The organism is Cohnella panacarvi Gsoil 349 (genome assembly GCF_000515335.1).
GTDB classification, from domain to species: Bacteria; Bacillota; Bacilli; order Paenibacillales; family Paenibacillaceae; genus Cohnella; species Cohnella panacarvi.
Genome location: NZ_KI911563.1, coordinates 3,152,516 through 3,171,276, shown reverse-complemented (window position 1 = coordinate 3,171,276; position 18,761 = coordinate 3,152,516). Strand labels below are relative to the sequence as shown.

The 18,761-nt window shown below is 56.6% G+C and carries 17 protein-coding genes, 1 tRNA gene and 1 riboswitch; of the genes, 4 read left to right on the top strand and 14 right to left on the bottom strand.

Features of this window, described 5'->3' with window-relative positions:
* Window positions 1–62 precede the first annotated feature (62 nt).
* Window positions 63–1,103: an ABC transporter substrate-binding protein gene (locus COHPA_RS0115275; protein WP_027087029.1), complete on the bottom strand. Its 1,041-nt coding sequence runs from the start codon at window positions 1,101–1,103 to the stop codon at window positions 63–65.
* 306 nt (window positions 1,104–1,409) lie between these two features.
* On the opposite strand from COHPA_RS0115275, the gene thrC reads away from it, so the two are divergent.
* Complete coding sequence (gene thrC, locus COHPA_RS0115270; protein WP_027087028.1) at window positions 1,410–2,804, top strand: threonine synthase; 1,395 nt, start codon at window positions 1,410–1,412, stop codon at window positions 2,802–2,804.
* A 6-nt stretch (window positions 2,805–2,810) separates the two neighbouring features.
* The gene (locus COHPA_RS0115265; RefSeq protein WP_027087027.1) at window positions 2,811–3,749 is read left to right on the top strand and encodes a TRM11 family SAM-dependent methyltransferase; all 939 of its coding nucleotides are present in this window, start codon (window positions 2,811–2,813) and stop codon (window positions 3,747–3,749) included.
* Window positions 3,750–4,129: 380 nt separating this feature from the next.
* Here the strand turns inward: COHPA_RS0115265 and greA are convergent, their stop codons facing one another.
* The 5 genes from greA to COHPA_RS0115240 all read right to left on the bottom strand — a co-directional run bounded on the left by greA (window position 4,130) and on the right by COHPA_RS0115240 (window position 7,569).
* Window positions 4,130–4,609 (bottom strand): transcription elongation factor GreA, encoded by a 480-nt coding sequence (greA, locus tag COHPA_RS0115260; RefSeq protein ID WP_027087026.1) that lies wholly within the window; start codon window positions 4,607–4,609, stop codon window positions 4,130–4,132.
* A 19-nt stretch (window positions 4,610–4,628) separates the two neighbouring features.
* Entirely contained in the window at window positions 4,629–5,693 is a 1,065-nt protein-coding gene (gene rlmN, locus COHPA_RS0115255; RefSeq protein ID WP_027087025.1) for a dual-specificity RNA methyltransferase RlmN, read from the bottom strand.
* A gap of 72 nt (window positions 5,694–5,765) precedes the next feature.
* The gene (locus COHPA_RS0115250) at window positions 5,766–6,092 is read right to left on the bottom strand and encodes a lipid-A-disaccharide synthase N-terminal domain-containing protein (protein WP_027087024.1); all 327 of its coding nucleotides are present in this window, start codon (window positions 6,090–6,092) and stop codon (window positions 5,766–5,768) included.
* 25 nt (window positions 6,093–6,117) lie between these two features.
* Window positions 6,118–6,843, bottom strand: a complete 726-nt coding sequence (locus tag COHPA_RS0115245) for a glycosyltransferase family 2 protein (RefSeq protein WP_027087023.1) — start codon at window positions 6,841–6,843, stop codon at window positions 6,118–6,120.
* A gap of 162 nt (window positions 6,844–7,005) precedes the next feature.
* Entirely contained in the window at window positions 7,006–7,569 is a 564-nt protein-coding gene (locus COHPA_RS0115240; protein ID WP_027087022.1) for a beta-class carbonic anhydrase, read from the bottom strand.
* Window positions 7,570–7,800: 231 nt separating this feature from the next.
* Between COHPA_RS0115240 and COHPA_RS0115235 the strand changes: the two genes are divergently transcribed.
* Window positions 7,801–8,679, top strand: a complete 879-nt coding sequence (locus COHPA_RS0115235; RefSeq protein ID WP_051421756.1) for a pirin family protein — start codon at window positions 7,801–7,803, stop codon at window positions 8,677–8,679.
* A gap of 12 nt (window positions 8,680–8,691) precedes the next feature.
* Here COHPA_RS0115235 and gluQRS read toward each other — a convergent pair whose 3' ends face one another.
* From gluQRS to COHPA_RS0115210, 5 genes are all read right to left on the bottom strand, one after another.
* The gene (gene gluQRS, locus COHPA_RS0115230; protein ID WP_035121028.1) at window positions 8,692–9,660 is read right to left on the bottom strand and encodes a tRNA glutamyl-Q(34) synthetase GluQRS; all 969 of its coding nucleotides are present in this window, start codon (window positions 9,658–9,660) and stop codon (window positions 8,692–8,694) included.
* A 109-nt stretch (window positions 9,661–9,769) separates the two neighbouring features.
* A tRNA-Asp gene (locus COHPA_RS0115225) sits at window positions 9,770–9,846 on the bottom strand.
* 81 nt (window positions 9,847–9,927) lie between these two features.
* Window positions 9,928–11,589 carry an FAD-binding dehydrogenase gene (locus COHPA_RS0115220; protein WP_027087019.1) on the bottom strand — a complete coding sequence of 554 codons (1,662 nt, stop codon included), beginning with the start codon at window positions 11,587–11,589 and terminating at the stop codon, window positions 9,928–9,930.
* A gap of 137 nt (window positions 11,590–11,726) precedes the next feature.
* A complete protein-coding gene (locus COHPA_RS0115215) occupies window positions 11,727–12,188 on the bottom strand; it encodes a heme-degrading domain-containing protein (protein WP_027087018.1) in 462 nt (153 codons plus the stop codon).
* Between the two features lie 16 nt (window positions 12,189–12,204).
* Window positions 12,205–14,028 (bottom strand): APC family permease, encoded by a 1,824-nt coding sequence (locus tag COHPA_RS0115210; protein ID WP_027087017.1) that lies wholly within the window; start codon window positions 14,026–14,028, stop codon window positions 12,205–12,207.
* Between the two features lie 96 nt (window positions 14,029–14,124).
* A riboswitch (cyclic di-AMP (ydaO/yuaA leader) is annotated at window positions 14,125–14,293 on the bottom strand.
* A 235-nt stretch (window positions 14,294–14,528) separates the two neighbouring features.
* Here COHPA_RS0115210 and COHPA_RS0115205 point away from each other — a divergent pair.
* Complete coding sequence (locus COHPA_RS0115205; RefSeq protein WP_169733270.1) at window positions 14,529–16,838, top strand: diguanylate cyclase domain-containing protein; 2,310 nt, start codon at window positions 14,529–14,531, stop codon at window positions 16,836–16,838.
* Window positions 16,839–16,868: 30 nt separating this feature from the next.
* Here the strand turns inward: COHPA_RS0115205 and COHPA_RS0115200 are convergent, their stop codons facing one another.
* Genes COHPA_RS0115200 through COHPA_RS0115190 form a run of 3 tightly spaced genes read right to left on the bottom strand, consistent with a single transcriptional unit; the run spans window position 16,869 to window position 18,747 of the window.
* Complete coding sequence (locus COHPA_RS0115200) at window positions 16,869–17,639, bottom strand: hypothetical protein (protein ID WP_027087015.1); 771 nt, start codon at window positions 17,637–17,639, stop codon at window positions 16,869–16,871.
* Window positions 17,636–18,544 carry an ABC transporter ATP-binding protein gene (locus COHPA_RS0115195; protein ID WP_027087014.1) on the bottom strand — a complete coding sequence of 303 codons (909 nt, stop codon included), beginning with the start codon at window positions 18,542–18,544 and terminating at the stop codon, window positions 17,636–17,638. Before COHPA_RS0115195 ends, COHPA_RS0115200 begins: the two co-directional genes overlap by 4 nt.
* Entirely contained in the window at window positions 18,541–18,747 is a 207-nt protein-coding gene (locus tag COHPA_RS0115190) for a PLDc N-terminal domain-containing protein (protein WP_027087013.1), read from the bottom strand. The genes COHPA_RS0115195 and COHPA_RS0115190 overlap by 4 nt, the downstream gene beginning before the upstream one ends.
* Between the last annotated feature and the right edge of the window lie 14 nt (window positions 18,748–18,761).

Sequence of the window (18,761 nt, the reverse complement as noted above, 5' to 3'; positions counted from 1 at the left end):
ATGTAGACAAAATGGAGCGGACGACAGAAGCCGCCCACCCCACTTGCATTTACTGATTGAGGTTACTGGATAATATTGTTGTCTTTATCCTGTACTTTATCCTTCATCGCGTCGGTTACCGTAATGCCTTGCGCTGCCGCCGCTTTCAGGTTCAGGATGAAGTCCAGCTTGTTCGGTACCGTAACCGCCATATCGGCAGGCTTCTTGCCGTCCTTCAGGATTTCGACGGCCATTTGTCCGACTTGGTAGCCGTGGTCGTAATATTTGAATCCGACCGTCGCGAACGCGCCTTTCTCAACCGTGTCTCTATCGCTGGAGAAGAACGGGATCTTCTTGTCGTTCGCCACTTGGATGATCGAGTCTACCGCGCTGACGACCGTGTTGTCGAGCGTGATGTAGATCGCGTCCGCGCGTCCGACGAGCGATTCCGCCGCTTGCTTCACTTCGGAACTGTTCGCTGCTGATGCTTTAACCAGCTTGACGTTATGCGCGGCGAGCGCTTCTTCGGCTTTCTTCGTCATGATGACGGCGTTCGGTTCGCCTTCGTTGATGACGACGCCGACCGTCTTCACGTTCGGGAAGTTGCCTGCGATGAAATCCATCAATTGCGTAATCGCTTCAGGATTCGTATCCGATGCCCCGGAGATGTTGCCGCCCGGTTTCTCGAGGTCCGTTACGATCTTCGCGGCGAGCGGGTCCGTTACGGCCGCGAACAATACCGGCGTTTCCTTCACGTTCTGCGCGATAGCGAGAGCGGAAGGCGTCGCGATGCCGAGTACGAGATCGTTCTTGTCGGCCGCGATCTTCTGCGCGATGGAGAGGTTGTTCGCCGAATCGCCTTGCGCGATGTTGAGGTCTACTTTCAGGTTCGTGCCCTCCACGATGCCGGCGTCTTTAAGCGCGGCCAGGAAACCGTCGCGCGTCGCATCGAGCGACGGATGCTCGACGATCTGGGAGATCGCGATGCTGTAGCTTTTCGTTGCAGCCGCGGATTCGGAAGGCGAACCGCCGGCGTTCGAGTTTTCTTCTTTCTTGCCGCATCCCGCGACGACGAGCAGCGCTGCCATAGACAGCACCATTGTTGCAAGCAACTTCTTTTTCATGTTGACTTGACCCCTTCTCTGACGTAGTTTCTAGGTTAGCGCTGCAGTTGCAATGCGTTGTCCTTGTAAAGCGTAAAACCATTAAAATTATAACAAGTGTAAGGGCTTTCGCCACCTTTCGTCAACGTACAAAATACAGTAAATTCACAAGATAATCCGTCTATGTTACAATTCTTGCAAGCACAAACGGCACAAGCCGCCAATTGCGATGGCGCGATAACGTTTGCGCCTTGGCCGATTCAGAACAAACAGGTCTCAACATGCGTGATGAATCGGATAAATCTTAGAACGAACAAGGGGATAGACATGGAATACATTAGCACTCGCGGCACAATCGCTCCCGTCGGTTTCATCGACGCCATCCTGATGGGCCTTGCGGACGACGGCGGTTTGCTCGTACCCAAACAAATTCCCGCCCTGTCGGCGGAACGGCTCAAAGCTTGGGAGTCGCTCTCCTACCGGGAGCTGGCTCTTGAAGTTTTCTCCCTATATATCGAAGGCGAAATTCCGCGCGACGAGCTGAAGAAACTCGTGGACGACAGTTACGGCACTTTCCGCGACCCTGAGGTTACGCCGGTGCGCCGCATTAACGACCGCCTGCACGTGCTTGAGCTGTTCCATGGGCCGACTTTCGCGTTCAAGGACGTCGCTCTTCAGTTCTTAGGCAACCTGTACTCCTACATCTCCCGTAAAAATAATTCCATCATTCACATCCTCGGCGCAACGTCCGGAGACACCGGGGCTTCGGCGATCGAGGGCGTGCGCGGCAAAGAAGGCATCCGCATCTGCATCCTACATCCGCACCAGAAGGTGAGCAAGGTGCAAGAGCTGCAGATGACGACCGTGAACGACGCCAACGTGCTGAACCTGTCCGTGCACGGAACGTTCGACGATTGCCAACGCATCATTAAGGAACTGTTCGCCGACGTTTCCTTTAAACATAAGTATCACTTGCGCGCGATCAACTCGATCAACATCGCCCGTATCCTCGCGCAGACCGTCTACTACTTCTACGCTTACTTCAAGCTCGCTCGCCAAGGCGTCCAAGGCGCGATCAATTTCAGCGTGCCGACGGGCAACTTCGGGGATATTTTCGCGGGTTACTTGGCTAAACGCATGGGGCTGCCGGTAGGCAAGCTTATCTTGGCGACGAACGAGAACAACATTCTCGAGCGGTTCGTGAAGGAAGGCGTCTACGAGCCGGGCGAGTTCCGCGGCACGTATAGCCCGTCCATGGACATCCAAGTCGCGAGCAACTTCGAGCGTTATTTGTATTATCTATACGGCGCGGACGCGGCGGCGGTATCCGGAATTATGGGCGACTTCAAGAAAAACGGCCGCATCGTCATCCCGGCGGATAAGCTGAAGCAAGTCCAGGCTGACTTCGACGCCTACGGCGTGCAGAACGACGAGTGCTTGGCGACGATCGGAACGTATTACGACGACACCGGTTACTTGCTCGATCCGCATACGTCATGCGGCGTGGCGGCTGCCGACAAGCTCGCCGAAGCCGGCGAAGTCACCGTTGCCTTGTCCACGGCGCATCCGGCCAAGTTCAACGAATCGATCCAGCTCGTCGGCATCGACCAGACGTTCCCCGCTCAGATCGAGGCGCTATTCGACAAGCCGCAGCATCAGACGATCGTCGAAGGCACGAACGAAGCGATCGCCGCTCAAGTCGTGAAATTCTACGAGGCTTAAGCCGTCATGGGCTTCCTCTACACTTTTAACGCCCAAGAGGGCGAGCAAGCGCTGCTCCGAATGGAGATGCGGGCACTGTTCGGAGAGGACACGTCTGCGGGTATTCTCCTGAGCGACAGGGATATCGACGTTAGCCGAAGCCCGTTCGTCAAGGAGCGCGTCGAGATCGTCATCGAAGGGGGCAGCGTGTCCGAAATCGCGGAGCAAGCGAGCCGGTTGAATCTTGAGGGACGCAAGTTTCTAATCCGTTACTTGAAGAGAAACGATCTCGCCCCGGCCGATAAAATCGAATACGACGAGCAGCGGGACATCGAGCGTACGGTCGCAAGGCGGATGCGCGGAATGGCCAGCGTTCGCCAGCCTGATGTTATTTATGCCATCGTTCCTTACGGGGGACGATGGTTTTTCGGCGTTTACGCCCGCAACGCGGCGCTCTGGCGCGACCATATGCGGCGTCCGAGCCCGTACTCGATCGCTTTGCCTACTCGCCTTGCCCGGGCCGTGGTCAACATCGCCGCTCCGGACGAAGATCCGTCCGCCCGCAAGGTCATCGACCCGTGCTGCGGCAGCGGGACGACGCTGGTCGAGGCGCTGTCGATCGGCGCGCGCATCTCGGGCCGCGACATCAACCCGCTCGTGACGACCGGCGCCCGCGCCAACATCGCTCACTTCGGCTACTCCTGTGAAGTGACGCTTGGCGACATCGCTGGCGTAACGGAGCATTACGACAGCGCGATCATCGACCTGCCGTACAATCACGTTACGAAGATTACGCCGGAGTCGCAGCGCGACATCCTGCTCCATGCCCGGCGTATCGCCGATCGCGTCGTCGTTCTCTCTATCGCAGCGATCGACGAGCTGCTCGCCGGAGTCGGCTTCACGATCGCCGATCGCTGCGTCTGGAGCAAAGGCACGTTCGAGCGGCATGTCATGTTGTGCGAGTGAGGGTCATCCCTTGCAAAAGCGGTTCAATCGTCGAATTATTCGCAACACTTCCGACATAGCGCCGAATAACAACCATTTGAATTTATTTTTGCTAAGAACCCTGTTATCCACCGAAATAACACCTATACGCACATATTCTCAGCGGCAAATGGTTATCCGGCCCGTTTCTGAGTAAATAACTATCGATGCGTTGTTATTTTACAAATTTAGGTGGGAACAGTTCCAAATAAACGTCGATTTGCCGTTATTTCTTACGCTTCTGAGCGAAGGGGATACCGATATGCCGATATAAGGGGCAGAAGCACGTTTCCGATTCAAAAAAAAGCCGGTTAGACCGAAGCGACTAAGCTCCGATCCAACCGGCTTTGCATGTTCAACCCCTACTCGCTCGCCTTAATCTCCAGCAATTCGTATTCGATCTCTCCCACCGGCGCCGCGACGACCACTTGGTCGCCGACTTTTTTGCCGAGGAGCGACTTGCCGAGCGGACTTTCGTAAGAGATCTTGCCATCGAGCACGTCCGCTTCCGTTGGGCTGACGATTCGGTAGCTGATTTGCTCGTTCATTTCCTTGTCGAGAAGCACCGCCACCGATCCGACGTTGACCGACGATAAATCCGTGCTTACCACGACGCGGGCTTTCTTGAGCATCCGTTGGATCGTCAGAATGCGGCCTTCCATGAATGCCTGATCGTTCTTCGCGGCATGGTACTCGCTATTCTCCTTCAAATCCCCGTAGCTGATCGCCAGCTTGATCCGAGCGGCTACTTCCGCGCGCTTTACGTATCTTAGCTCGTCCAGTTCGGCCTCCAGCTTGGCCAGGCCTTCCTTGGTCAAGATGATTTCCTCTTCTTTCGCCAACTGATTCGCCCCCTATCGGCTACCCGACGTTCTCTTTAAGCTGTTTGCTGCGCAGCTGCCCGCATGCCGCGTCGATATCCACGCCATGCTCCAGACGAACGCTGCAACTGATGCCCTGCTTCTTCAGCGCATCGTAGAACGCGACGATCTCATCGTTGCTGCTCCGCTGATATTGACTATGCTCATCCACCGGATTATACGGGATCAGGTTAACGTTGGCGAGCTTCCGGATGCCGCCTACGAGCTCGGCGAGCTCCAGCGCATGCTCGACTTGGTCGTTAACGCCCTTCAGCAGAATATACTCGATCGTAATTCTCCGCCGCGTCTTCTCCAAGTAATAATGAATCGCGTCCATCAGCTTCGCGATCGGGATCGCGCGGTTGATCTTCATGATCCGCGTGCGCAACTCGTCGTTAGGCGCGTGCAACGAGATCGCGAGATTCACTCCCGGATCTACGTCCGCAAACTCGATGATTTTATTCGCCAGGCCGCTTGTTGACACCGTTATATGTCTTGCCCCGATCGCGAGCCCTTTATGATCTTTCACGACCTCGAGGAAATCAAGAAGGTTGTCGAAGTTATCGAACGGCTCGCCGATGCCCATCACGACGATATGGCTGACTTTCTCCTCGCGCGCCGCCTGATCGAGGAATTGCTGCACGTTCACGATCTGCTCGACGATCTCTCCCGCGGACAGATCGCGGTCCTTCTTCAGCAAGCCGCTCGCGCAGAAGCTGCAGCCGATATTGCACCCGACCTGTGTCGTCACGCAGACGGACAGCCCGAATTTATGCCTCATCATAACCGTCTCGATGAGATTGCCGTCCTTCAGCCGGAACAGAAATTTAACCGTTCCGTCCACGGACTGCTGCTTCAGATGCTCCTCCATCGTCCGGATCGTATAATGCTCTTCCAATAAACGCAAGCAATCCGGATTGACGTCCGTCATCTCGGCGAATTGCCGCGCGCGCTTGCGATACAGCCAATCCCATACCTGCAAAGCCCGCGACTTCTTATGTCCATGCTCCGCCAGCCAATCCGTAAGCTTAGCCAGCGTAAGTCCGTATATCGACGCTTTATTCATTCGTAGTCCTCTTTTCAGCACGATCGTCACGTCTCATTGTCCCACATTTAAGAACAAATTCAAAGCGTGCGATCAAGCTTCCGCCTTCGCGTCTTGCATCTCCGGCTGCTCCGCGGAGCCGGCCTGCCGTTCCCTTTTCTCCGACCCCTTCTGCAGCATGATGTTCCGAACGTAAATAAATACGCTCGGCGTCTGGCCGAGAATGAAAACCGGGTCTTTGCGGTATATCGCGTACGCGGACAGAATGACGGAGCCCGCGATGCTCAGAATCCAGAACGAATGGGGAATAACGGTCTTATGCGCCTTCTCGCTGGCCAACCACTGCACGATGAAACGCAAGGAGAACAGAATCTGTCCAAGCATTCCGAACGACACCCATAAGATCTCGTAAGTATTCATAGCGGCCTCCCCGATGATGGATTCCCTACGCTGGGGATTTTCGTTCATGATTGGTAATTTCGTACTTGATCGTCCTCTTCTTGAGCCACCGCACGACGATCGCGTCCATCAGCCCGACGAACGCTCGGTTAAGCACGCCGTATTTGGATACGCCGTAGCGGCGCTCCCTATGGTTGACGGGCACCTCGATCACTTTGAACCCGTTCATCTTGGCGAGCGTCGGGAGAAACCGGTGCATTCCGTTGAATAGGTAAAAGCTCTGGCCGACCTCCAGCTTGAACAGCTTCATCGGGCAGCCCGTATCGTAGATCGTATCTCCCGTCAGCCAGTTGCGGACGCCGTTGCCGACCCGGGAAGATACTTTCTTCACGAGCGAATCCCGGCGCGTAACGCGCATTCCGTTGGCGAAGTCGTATTCCGACATGTACGGCATCAGCGTAAAAATATCGTTCGGGTCCGTCTGCAAATCCGCGTCGATCAAAGCGATATACCGTCCGGTTGCCGATCGCATGCCCGCCCATACGGCAGCCGTCTGACCGCAGTTCGCCGCAAAATGCAGCACGCGAACGCGAGAGTCCTTGCTTGCCAATTCGTCAAGCATCGGACCGCTCCGGTCAACGCTCCCGTCGTTCACGAGGATGATTTCGTAATGCTCGATCTTTCCTTGTAAGGCGGCTGTCACAGCTTCGTAGAGGGCGTCAAGGCTCTCTTCTTCATTGTAAATGGGCGCGATTACGGATAGTTCGATCATCTTTATCCACCTTTGTATGTGGCGTCGTAACTCCTAGTATAATCTCTTTGACGGCCCAAGTCACCAGTATCTGGATGATTAACGCGTTCGCTCCCATACGTCGTTTAACCGACAATAAAACGAAGAGGCGCCTCCGAATCAACCGGGAGAGCGCCTCTTATTCTATTCTTTATAGTCGAGCGCGATGACTTCGATCTCGCCCGTCTCCGGATCGATGATGAAGCCGTGAACAGGGACGCTCTCAGGGAAAAGCGGGTGCCTGCGTATCATGCGTACGCTGGCCATGACGCCTTCTTCCGGTTTGCTGAAGCCGCGGAAAAATTTATCCATGCGTATTCCCGCGTTCTCCAGCGTCTCGATCGATACCGGATCAATGCCGTGCTCGATCATCTTATCCACGATTCTGCCGGAATCGATGTTCGTCATGCCGCAGCCCCTGTGCCCGATGACGAGCATCTCGCGCGCGCCTAACTCGTGCACCGCGACGAGAATGCTTCGCATGGCGCTCCCGAAAGGCTGGGTCAGAATCGCGCCGGCGTTCTTAATGAATTTCGCGTCGCCGTTCTTGAAGCCGAGCGCTTTGGGCAGCAACTGGACCAGCCGCGTATCCATGCACGTGAGCACCGCGACCTTCTTTTCGGGAAACTTGTTGGTCAAATACTTCTCGTATTTTTTGTCCGCGACGAATTGTTTGTTGAACTCTAGAATACTTGGAACGATAGACATAGGTGTTGCCTCCTTGCATGCGCGATGCGAATGTAGATTTGACGGTTTCTATCTCGGTGTCTGCTAGTCTATTAAGAATAGCACCCCGATGCCGATTCCCGCAAACCCGCCATTATCCGGGAAGTCGTATTCTAGTTGACGGATAGGACGTTCCATGTTATCTTTAATTTAAGATATTCAAAATAAAGATATTTGCGATAAACAAATCCTATTACAAAGGAGAAATGAATCATGAGCTATCGCGCTATAGAAGGCACATACACAGGAGCGCCGTTCCATATGGTCGGCGACGGATTTCGCGTATCGAACTTTTTTCCGTCCGGGCACGACTTCGGAGAACGGTTCAGCCCGTTCCTCCTGCTGGACTACAACGCGCCATACGATTTCGGGCCAAGCGCCGCCCCTAAAGGCGTCGGCGCGCATCCGCACCGGGGCTTCGAGACGGTGTCCATCGCGTACGAAGGATTCGTGGAGCATCACGACAACTACGGCAATCACGGCATAATCGGGCCGGGCGACGTGCAGTGGATGACGGCCGGTTCGGGGCTGCTGCACAAGGAATATCATGAACGGGAGTTTGCTAAACGAGGAGGCACGTTCCACTTCGTTCAGCTTTGGGTGAACTTGCCTCGCGAGCATAAAATGCACCCGCCGAGATATCAAGAACTGCTGAAAGAAAACATGGGGCGCGCGGCATTGCCGAACGGCGGAGGCGAGGTGCGGATTATCGCCGGAGATTACAACGGTATCCGCGGGCCGGCGAAGACGTTCACGCCGATCCATCTGTTCGACATTGCGTTCAGAGCTAACGGAGTCGCGCAGTTCGAGCTTCCGGCCGCGTATAACTCCGCTGCGATCGTGCTGCGGGGCAACGCTCGCGTGAACGAGTCGCAAACGGCGGCCGAAGGCGAGTTCGTCCTCTTCGGCAACGCTGCCGGCGATATTCGCATCGAAGGCCTGACGGACGATACGCTCGTGCTCGTATTGAGCGGGGAACCGCTCGGCGAGCCGGTGTTCCAATACGGACCGTTCGTCATGAACACGCGCGAAGAAGTCATCCAAGCGTACGCGGACTTCCAAGCCGGGAAAATGGGTAAACCGATCTTCTAACATTCCGTCGCGTCAGGTCAGCATGCGCCATAACGAATCGCTTAAGGCGAGCCGCCCCTGCGGCTCGCCTTCTCGCTGTCGAACCGCGCGGAAGGACGGAATGAGCTCGCGAACGGATACCGGTTCCGGCCGATCGATCCAGCCCGCCGCGAAGCCCATCACGCCGATCAGCCTTTCGGGCGCTACGCCGGCATCGCGCAGGCTGGCCAGCGTGATCGAACGATCGCGCTTGGACAGCCGTTCGCCGTTAGCCCCCAAGATCAGCGGCACGTGGGCGAAGCTCGGCGCCGTCAGCCCTAGCGCCTCGTAAAGCGCAAGCTGCCGCGGCGTCGAATCAAGCAGATCGGCGCCGCGGAGTACGTCGGTGATGCCCATCGCGGCGTCGTCGACCGTCACGGCTAGCTGGTAGCTGAACATGCCGTCCGCCCGTTTCACGACGAAATCGCTAACCGCTTCGCCCGCGAACGTCACCTCGCCCGCCCAGCCATCGCGGAACGTGACGGGTTGACCCGCCATCTTAAAGCGCAGGGCCGGCGTCTTATGCGCCCCCTTCGCTTGGCGCTCCTCCTCGGATAGATGGCGGCAAAGGCCCGGGTACGCCCCGCCTTCGGAGGCCAGACCGTGCGGCGCGCTGGCGATTCTGGCGAGCTCGCTCCGGCTGCAGTAGCACGGATACAGCATGTCGGCTTGCTCCAGACGCTCGAGCGCCGCCTCGTAAAGCGTCATTCGCTCGCTCTGCACGTAAGGCGCATGCCGACCTCCGACGTCCGGTCCTTCGTCCCAGTCGATGCCAAGCCACCGCAAGTCGTCGAGCTGCTTCTGCGCCAAATCCGCGCGCGAGCGGGCGGTGTCGATGTCCTCGACGCGCAGCGCGAATTGTCCGTTCGCCTGGCGCATCTGCAGCCATGAAGCGACGGCGGCGAAGGCGTTGCCGATATGCAGCAAACCCGATGGCGTCGGGGCGAAGCGTCCTCTGCGAATCATCATCACGCGCTCCTCCTTCGAAGAGAGAAGTAGAGGGAATATACAAAAAAGAGCAGCCCTCAAGCTCTGCTCCATGCTTATGCGAATTCACTATAGATAAGGTTGATGGCGGAGCCGACGGGATTCGAACCCGCGGTCTCCTGCGTGACAGGCAGGCATGTTAGGCCACTACACCACGGCTCCACACGATCAAGTGTCGCAGACACAAGAAGCATCTTAACACGAACGCAAACCTAATAGCAAGCTTTATTGATAGGGTTTTATTTACAGCTGCGACAAGTCCGCTGCCGCGGCGCGTCCGGCCACGCGGCCGCTGAACAAGCAGCCGCCGAGAAACGTGCCTTCGAGCGCGCGGTAGCCGTGCACGCCTCCGCCGCCGAATCCAGCGACTTCGCCGGCCGCGTACAAGCCCGGCACTTCCTTGCCCTCGGCATTCAACACTCGGCCGGACAAGTTCGTCTGCAATCCTCCGAGCGTTTTGCGGCTGACGAGGTTAAGCCGCACCGCGATGAGCGGCCCGTTCTTCGGATCGAGCATCCGATGAGGCTTCGCGACGCGTATGAGCTTATCGCCGCGATAGTGGCGCGCGCCGCGGATTGCCGTGATCTGCAAGTCCTTCGCGAATTTATTGTCGATCTGCCGGTCACGCGCTTTGATCTGTCTCTCGATCGTCTCCAGATCGAGCAGGTTGTCGCCCGTCAGCTTGTTCATGCCCGCGACAAGGTCGGGCAAGTTGCTCGCGATGACGAAGTCTTCACCCTTGTCCATGAACGCCTGCACCGGACCCGGCGCGCCGGATAGAATCCGCTTCAGCAGCAAGCGGATGCTCTTGCCGGTCAGATCCGGATTCTGTTCGGACCCGGAGAGCGCGAATTCCTTCTCGATAATCTTCTGCGTAAGAATGAACCACGAGTATGGGTAGCCCGTCTTCTGAATCGCCTCGAGCGTACCTAACGTGTCGAACCCCGGCAAGGCCGGCACCGGAAACCGCCGCCCGCGCGCATCCAGCCATAACGATGATGGGCCCGGGAGGATGCGAATGCCGTGATTGGACCAGATCGGAGCCCAGTTCTTCAAGCCCTCGGCGTAATGCCACATCCGATCGCGGTTCACGATGCGGCCGCCAGCTTCCTCGGTAATGGCCAGCATCCGTCCGTCCACGTGGTCCGGAACTCCGGACAGCATGCGGGAAGGCGGCTCTCCGAGCCGACTCGGCCAATTGTTCCGAATGAGTTCTTGGTTCCCGCCGATGCCTCCGCTCGTTACGATGGCGGCGCGCGCCGCGTACGTGAACTCTCCTGCAACCTCCCTGGAGCTAGCTTCCCCTCGGGCGGCGGAACTCGGTACGAGCACGGCTCCGCTCGCGCCGCGGACGGCCCCGTCTTGGGTAAGCAACCGATCCACCCGATGGCGCGGCTTATAGTCGACGAGCCCGCTCTTCATATGCTCGCGGACGCGGCGCTCGAAAGGCGCTACGATTCCCGGTCCCGTACCCCATACGATATGGAACCTCGGCACGGAATTGCCATGCCCCTCGGCCAGATGCCCGCCGCGCTCCGCCCAACCGACGACCGGAAAGAAGCGCACGCCCATCCGGCGCAGCCACTCTCTTTTCTCGCCCGCCGCGAACTTCACGTAAGCTTCCGCCCATTGGCGTCCCCAATAATCTTCATCCGCTTCTCGGTCGAAACCCGCCGAGCCCATCCAATCCTGCAGCGCCAGCTCGTAGCTATCATGAATGCCCATTCGGCGCTGCTCGGGCGAGTCGACGAGGAACAATCCCCCGAACGACCACCATGCTTGCCCGCCGAACGACGCCTCCGGCTCTTGATCGAGCAGCAGCACCTTGCGCCCCGCATCCGCTGCTTCCGCCGTCGCGACGAGTCCGGCCAATCCCGCACCAACTACGATAATATCGTAATCCACCGCCCGCTCCTCCTCGTTGTCGTCTCCATCATTCTGATATGAGCATAAAACAAAGGTAAGCGGTTACACAATGCTAAAGCGTATAAAAGCCGCGCGTGCGGTTATAGCGCAGTCTCGCGCACGCATGCCGGCTTCCGCTACTTCCCCAACACTCTTCTAATGCCCTCTACCGCATACCAATGATCCTCTTCTCCGGACAATCCGGTGACGGTTACCGTGGCGACGATCCCTTGGCCCCTCACGGTAATCGGCACGCAGCCGCCTTCGCCTTGGTACTCGTCCAAAGATAAGCCCGAGGACTCCTTGAACGTCGTCCCCTTCGCCTTGTACGACTCGCCGACGTAGAACGAACTATGCCCGAATCGCTTCACGACGTTCTTCTTCGCGTTGATCCAATAAATATTGCCCTCGTTCGTTCCCGCCATATAATGCGTGTATAGCGGATGCTTGTCGTTCTCGATGTGCACGGCGATACCCTTGCCGTTCGCCTTGGCCAGTTCGATGATGAGGTTGCCTAACCGCAACGCGTCCTCGTTCCCGAAAGCTTCGAATTGCAATTCCTCTTCTTGCGCCAACAGTTCCTTCAGCAGTTCGCTCATTCGGCTTCATCCTTCGTTATTTTTTTAAATGATAAGGCACCGTCGTTACGATGACGTCCTTGCGATGGAGCAAGTGCGCGCGGATCATGAAGCTGGTCTGGTTATGGAGCACGTTATGCCAGCCCTTCTTCGGAATGAATTGAGGGATAATGACCGTAACCTGGTAGTTCGATTCGCTGGCCTTGCGCTGTACCGTGTCGATGAACTTGCTCAGCGGGTGAATGACGCTCCGGTAATGGGAGTGGATCGTCACGAGCCGGATATCGGGGCGCCACTTGCTCCATTCGTCCTCGAACGCCGTCTCTTCCTCCCGCTCGAACGGGATGTACACGGCGATAATCTGATCCGCGGCGAGCGATTGCGCGTAATGGAGCGAATGCTCCACGACGTGCGTGATTCCGGATACCGGAACGATGATGACGTTGCCCTCGATCGGCATGACGGGCTCGCAAGTGGCTAACCTTAATTGGTCGCCCACGGCTTCGTAATGTTTTTTGATTCGTTGGAAAATATAGATGATTATCGGCAAAAATACAAGTACCGGCCAGACGCGAGAGAACTTCGTGACGAAGAACATCATCGTGACGGTGAAGCAGATGATCGCGCCGATCGTATTGATAACGAGCTTCGGCCCCCAACCCTTCGGTTTCTGGCGCACCCACTTCACGATCATGCCCGTCTGCGCAAGCGTGAACGGAATGAATACGCCGACGGCGTACAGCGGTATGAGCTGTTCCGTCTGGCCTTCGAAAGCGACAATGAGCAGAATCGAGAATACGCCCAGAAAAATAATGCCGTTCGAGTAGCCGAGCCGGTCGCCGCGAGCCGTGAACATGCGCGGAATGAACTTGTCTTTGGCCAAGTTGACGGCGAGCAGCGGAAACGCGGAATAGCCGGTGTTCGCCGCGAGAATCAGGATGAGCGCCGTCGTCCCTTGGATGAAGAAATACATGAAATGGCGACCGAACGTTTGCTCCGCGATTTGCGAGATGACCGTGACGTCGTGCTTGGGCGAAACGCCGTAGTAATAAGCCAGCGTAACGATTCCCGCGAATAGAACGGCGAGCAGAACGCCCATCGCGATTAAAGTCTTGGCCGCGTTATTCGGCGCCGGCGCTTTGAAGTTCGGGATCGCGTTCGAGATGGCCTCGACTCCCGTCAGCGCCGAGCTGCCGGAAGCGAAAGCCTTCAGTAGAACGAACAAGGTAACGCCCGCCACCGGGGTTCCGACCGATGCGCGCAAGTCGGGCGAGATGTCGCCGGCCGCGACCTGGTAAATCCCGGCCCCGATCAAGACGAACAGGGCGAGAACGAATAAGTACACGGGATACGCCAGGATAGAGGCCGACTCCGTTACGCCGCGCAAGTTGAGAATCGTAATGAACAGGACGAAAGCGACCGCAATGACGACCGTATAGGAGTGAAGACTAGGGAACGCCGACGTGATTGCGTCCGTGCCTGCCGATACGCTGACGGCTACCGTCAGAATATAATCGACGAGCAGCGAGCCGCCCGATACGAGCCCTGCGGACAGCCCCAGGTTCTCCTTCGAGACGACGTACGCGCCGCCTCCTTGGGGATAAGCGAAGATCACTTGCCGATAAGATAGAATCAAGGCGAGCAATAAGACCAATACGCCGATCGCGATCGGCATCGAATACCACATGGCAGCCGCCCCGATCGCGAATAGGACGAGCAGGATCTGTTCGGGACCGTAGGCTACCGACGATAAAGCGTCCGAAGACAAGATCGCGAGGGCTTTCTTCTTGGTAAGCTTCTGTTCCCCGAGTTCGTTCGACTTCAACGGCCGTCCGATCAATAGTCTTTTCATGGAATACATATCTTGCACCGCCAAGTCATGTGATACGTGCCTTATAGAACGCAACAGAAAAAGACCGCAGAGGGAATATTCCCTGCAGCCTTCACTAAGCCGAAGCGATATCCTCTAAGACGCTTACGAGGTTAGCTGACGGATTCGGGCGTATAGAGTCGCCCTACGATAACGGCCGAAGACGCGTCATCGATTCACCCCGTGCGGCAAGCGGAAGCCTGTCGCGATTGGTTCCCCCGTTCCTCGAATAACAAGGACTCAGCGCAGTTCGTCTATTCAGTTGATGGATAGATCATATTCCTCTCCCGCGAATCTGTAAAACTCGGTTTTTCGTCCTTTTCCGTCGTATTCGTTAACAATGGATGCAAGAATGCGCATACATATCGTCTGCCCGTCGCGCGGCAACTTCACCCTAGTTCGCTCGTCGCCGCGCTCCGTTTCTGTTCTCAGGCACCTACCGGCATGGTATAATTTGTATAAGATTGATGCTCGTATCAGAGGTGCATCCCATGTTCACAACTCCACACGAACTAGCAGACCGAAGACCCACGATCGCGTTCCTATCGGAGAACGCGAATCTTGAATCCGAGTCCCTCATGTTGGCCGGAGCCGTGGAAGCGGCGGAGCGCTGCGACGCAAACCTCCTCTACTTCACGCACCTCGAGAATGAAGACGTCTTGTCGCCGGCGAGCGAGCTTGGCGACTTGACATCCATGCAGCTCAAGCTGGAGCAATTGACGGAACAATTCGATGTCGACGGCGTGCTGTTCATCGGTTGGTCCACAAGATGCCGTCCCGAGCATCTTGCCGAGCTCAGCCAGCGCCTTCATCATGTTCCGTTCTTGAGCATCGGCAAAGATTTCGAGAGCATCCCCAGCGTCATTATGAACGGCGGTGTCTACGTAGAGAAGATTACCCGCCATCTGATTAACGAACATGATCGCCGCGAGATCGCCTTCATCGCGCCTTGGAATAACGATACCCGCGTGGACAGCTACAGAATGGTACTGGAAGAATACGGTTTCTTGGACGAACGGCGAATCGTTCAGTATGATGCCATGAAGAGCTGGAGTATCGACACGCGAATGAAGAAAGTGCTCTCCCTATTGCTAGATGACCGGCAAGTCGCCGTTGACGCCGTTCTTGTCATGACCGCGCTTGACGGACGGCATATGCGCGATGCGATCCTGGAGCGCGGCTTGCGCATCCCGGAGGACATCGCGCTTGTTTGCTATGAGAACGAGCCTTCCCTTACGTTCTCCAAGCCTTCGCTGACGACGATTCATTTCCCGTTCAAGGAACTCGGCAGCGCGGGGTTAGAGACGATCGTGCAGCTCATTCGATCGGGAGAATGCCCGTTCATTACGGACGTGCCGGGGGCGATTCTGTATCGGGATTCTTGCGGCTGCACCGTCAACAACGTCAAACCGATGCGGTTGGACAGGCCCGCAAGCTTCTCCAGGATTTTGAGTCTGGAAGATGCCGCGCTGACCGTCGGCGATACGTTGAGGAACTTGTTCCCCTTGATCCCGATCGACTACGCCGGATTAGCCGAATTGTTCTTGGGCGACGTGAGAGGCGTTCGTTCCGGCCGTTTCTTGGATTCGCTGCAGAAACAAATTTTATATTTGTCCGATCCGATTCCCGCCGCCGGTCTTGCCGAGATGATCGACGAGTTCCGGGAACAGACGATTCGTTATACGTCCGACGACGAAGCGATGATTCTCCGGGCGGAGGAGCTGCTGTTCGCCGCGCGTTACATGACGAAGGACCGCGACAATTACGACAACATCCAATTGCACATCGATCAGGCGAAAAAGCGGGGTATCCTTGATTTTCTTGGCAAATCGTTGCTATCGGCCTATTCGGTTCCCAGCATTCTGAATACGCTGGAAAGCTATATGAGCTGGATTCAAATTCCGACGAACTATCTTATTACCTATAACGATAAAGAACATAGCTTCGATTCCTGCTCGGCGATTTTCGCCTATCACGACCACGGGAATCGTATGCGGGAGTTCGGATTAGACGGGAGCATTCGCGATATCTATGCCACGTTCAAGAGGATTCGGAACCGGCGTTTTGCGCTTATGGTCATGCTGCTGCACGTGGGCGAGGATCAATTCGGGGTTTCTTGGATGGAAACCGGGCAATGTCCGGGGGATATTATACTAACGCTCGGCATTCAGGTCAGCACGGCGCTCAAAGGCTCTCTGTTGATCGAAGAATCGCGGTCGCTGGTTCATCGGCTATCCTCGGAAATCGAGCTGCGCAAGGAGAAAGAGCTTCAGCTCGCTTATTATGCCAATAGCGATGCGTTAACGCGGCTCTATAACCGGCGATTCTTCTATGACATCTTGAACTCGGAAACGAAAGAAACCGCGCCATTCTCGTTATTGTTCATCGATATTAACGGCTTTAAGCAGGTGAACGACACGTTCGGCCATGATATCGGCGACGCTCTGCTCGTTCAGATCACGGAACGCATTGTCGCTGAGCTCGGCCGTCATGTTCTTCCGGTTCGCCATGTCTCCCTGCTTGACGACCGCCATACAAAGGCGATATTCAGGCACGGAGGCGACGAATTCATCGCGCTGATCGCCGGAGCGCGGCAAGATCAGGTGGCAGAGTACGCGCAGCGGCTTGTTGCTTCCATCAGCGAACCCTATTCCTTGATGAGTCTCACCGTAAACGTGTCTTGCAGCATTGGAATCAGCCGGTTTCCCGAACAGACGCGGGAGCCGCTGCAGCTCGTGAAGCTCGCGGATATCGCCATGTATCGGGCCAAGGAAACCGGCGGCGGATTCGAATTTTATTAGCGTTCGGCCGTTCGGTCGTTCGGTCGTTCGTCAGCGCAGCATGCGTCTTGAAGCTGCTGTCGCGAGCGTCAGGAGGATGGCAATAAGCGCCGCCGTAATCAAGACGAGCAGCCATAGATCATCGCCGGCTCCGCTATCTTCTACGAGTCTGCCGGCCTCGGCGGTCAATCGGCTCGGACTCCAGCGCATGGCGTCGCCTAGCAGTTGGGTAACGAGCGAGAGAAGCGCCGCGAACGCTACGGAGACGAACGCGATGCCTGCCGGAGCCTTCATCAAGCAGCTGAGCAGCAGCGTAATCGAATTGAGGAGAATCAGCCAAAGCGCGTAGACCAATCCGCTGACCAGCGCCTCCGAATAGACGTTGTCGTCGAACAAGACGTTCATGTAGTAACCGGTGCCCAGCTGGCCTAACGTTACGGCCGCAAGCGTAATGCAGGTCATCGCCGCCCATTTCGAAGTGATGTAATGGCCGTAAGACACCGGCTTGACGAGAACCATGATGGCCGAGCCGGACTGTCGCTCGCCCGCGACGATCCCCATGAAGGAGAGCGCGAACACGAGCATACCTAGCGTTCCGTATTGGGACAGCGATTTGACGATGATTTCTTCGGAGGTCGGCGTCGGAATGAGCTTGGCCGCCTCGGCCGCAACTCCTCCCGCCTGCAGGATTTCCGGCATGAAATAGGTCGTGATCGGATTCGTTATGCCGAGCGCCAGGAAGACGAGCGGAATCCAGATCCACTTGAAGTTCCGGGCGCTCTCCAGCATTTCTTTGCGAAACAGCAGCAACCATGCGCTCATCCGGCGCTCACCGCCCTCAAGAATAAATCCTCCAACGATGTCGCCCCGATCTCGAAGCTCTCGACCTCGATCTCCAGGTCGGCAATCGAACGCAGCAACGAGCTTCTCGCGAGCGATACGTCCGTCACCAGCACCGTGAAACCGTCCGAAGTCTCGTTAAGCTCGCGAACGAACGGTTCCTTGCGCAAGCCCCGCACCCATTCGATAGGCAGATTGCGGGCTTTCACGCGAATAAGCGGCTGCTCGTGGTCGTATAGGAGCTTCTGCAGATCTCCTTGCACGATAATCCGACCTTTGTCCATGATGATGGCCTCTTCGCTGATCTCCTCCACGTCATGCAGCACGTGCGTTGAGAAGAGAATCGTCGTCTCGCGCTTCATCTCCCGCATCAGCTCCAGCACTTCGCGCCGGCCTTGCGGATCGAGCGCGGATACCGGCTCGTCGAGAATAAGCAGCTTCGGACGGTGAATGACGGCTTGAGCCAAGCCTAGCCGCTGCTTCATGCCGCCGGAGTATCCGCCGATTCTACGCTTCGCGGATTCCTTCAGCCCGACTCTCTCAAGCACTTCCTCCGTTCGCGCGGCGGCTTCTTTGCCGGACAAACCTGCCAGCTTCGCCGCGAAAGACAGAAACTCCCGGCCGCTCATCCAATTGAAGAACGCGGGATACTGCGGCAAATAACCGATTATGCCCCGTATGTCCTTCTCCGAGCCGCCTGTGAACCGTATCGTGCCCGAAGTCGGTTCGAGCAGCCCGGACAGCATGCGCAGCGTCGTTGTTTTTCCAGCGCCGTTCGGACCGAGCAAGGCCAGGCACCTTCCCGGCGTAATCTCGAAGTTCAATCCGTCGACGGCGGTCTGGACTCCGAATTTCTTGACTAATCCCGTTACCTCGAGCAGACTCAAGATTCATTCTTCCTTCCGACGGTGAAGTAAAGGACCGGCCCGATCAGATTGACCAGAACGACGACGAACACCCATAGCAGCTTCGATCCTCGAACGGCGTCTTTGTCCCGTCTCCCCAGATCGATCAATGCGATAATGAGCAATACAACCTGGATGGCGATAAGCGGGGCGAACAGCTCCCAGTTGACGTCTTGCCATTTCATCGAAGATTCCCCCA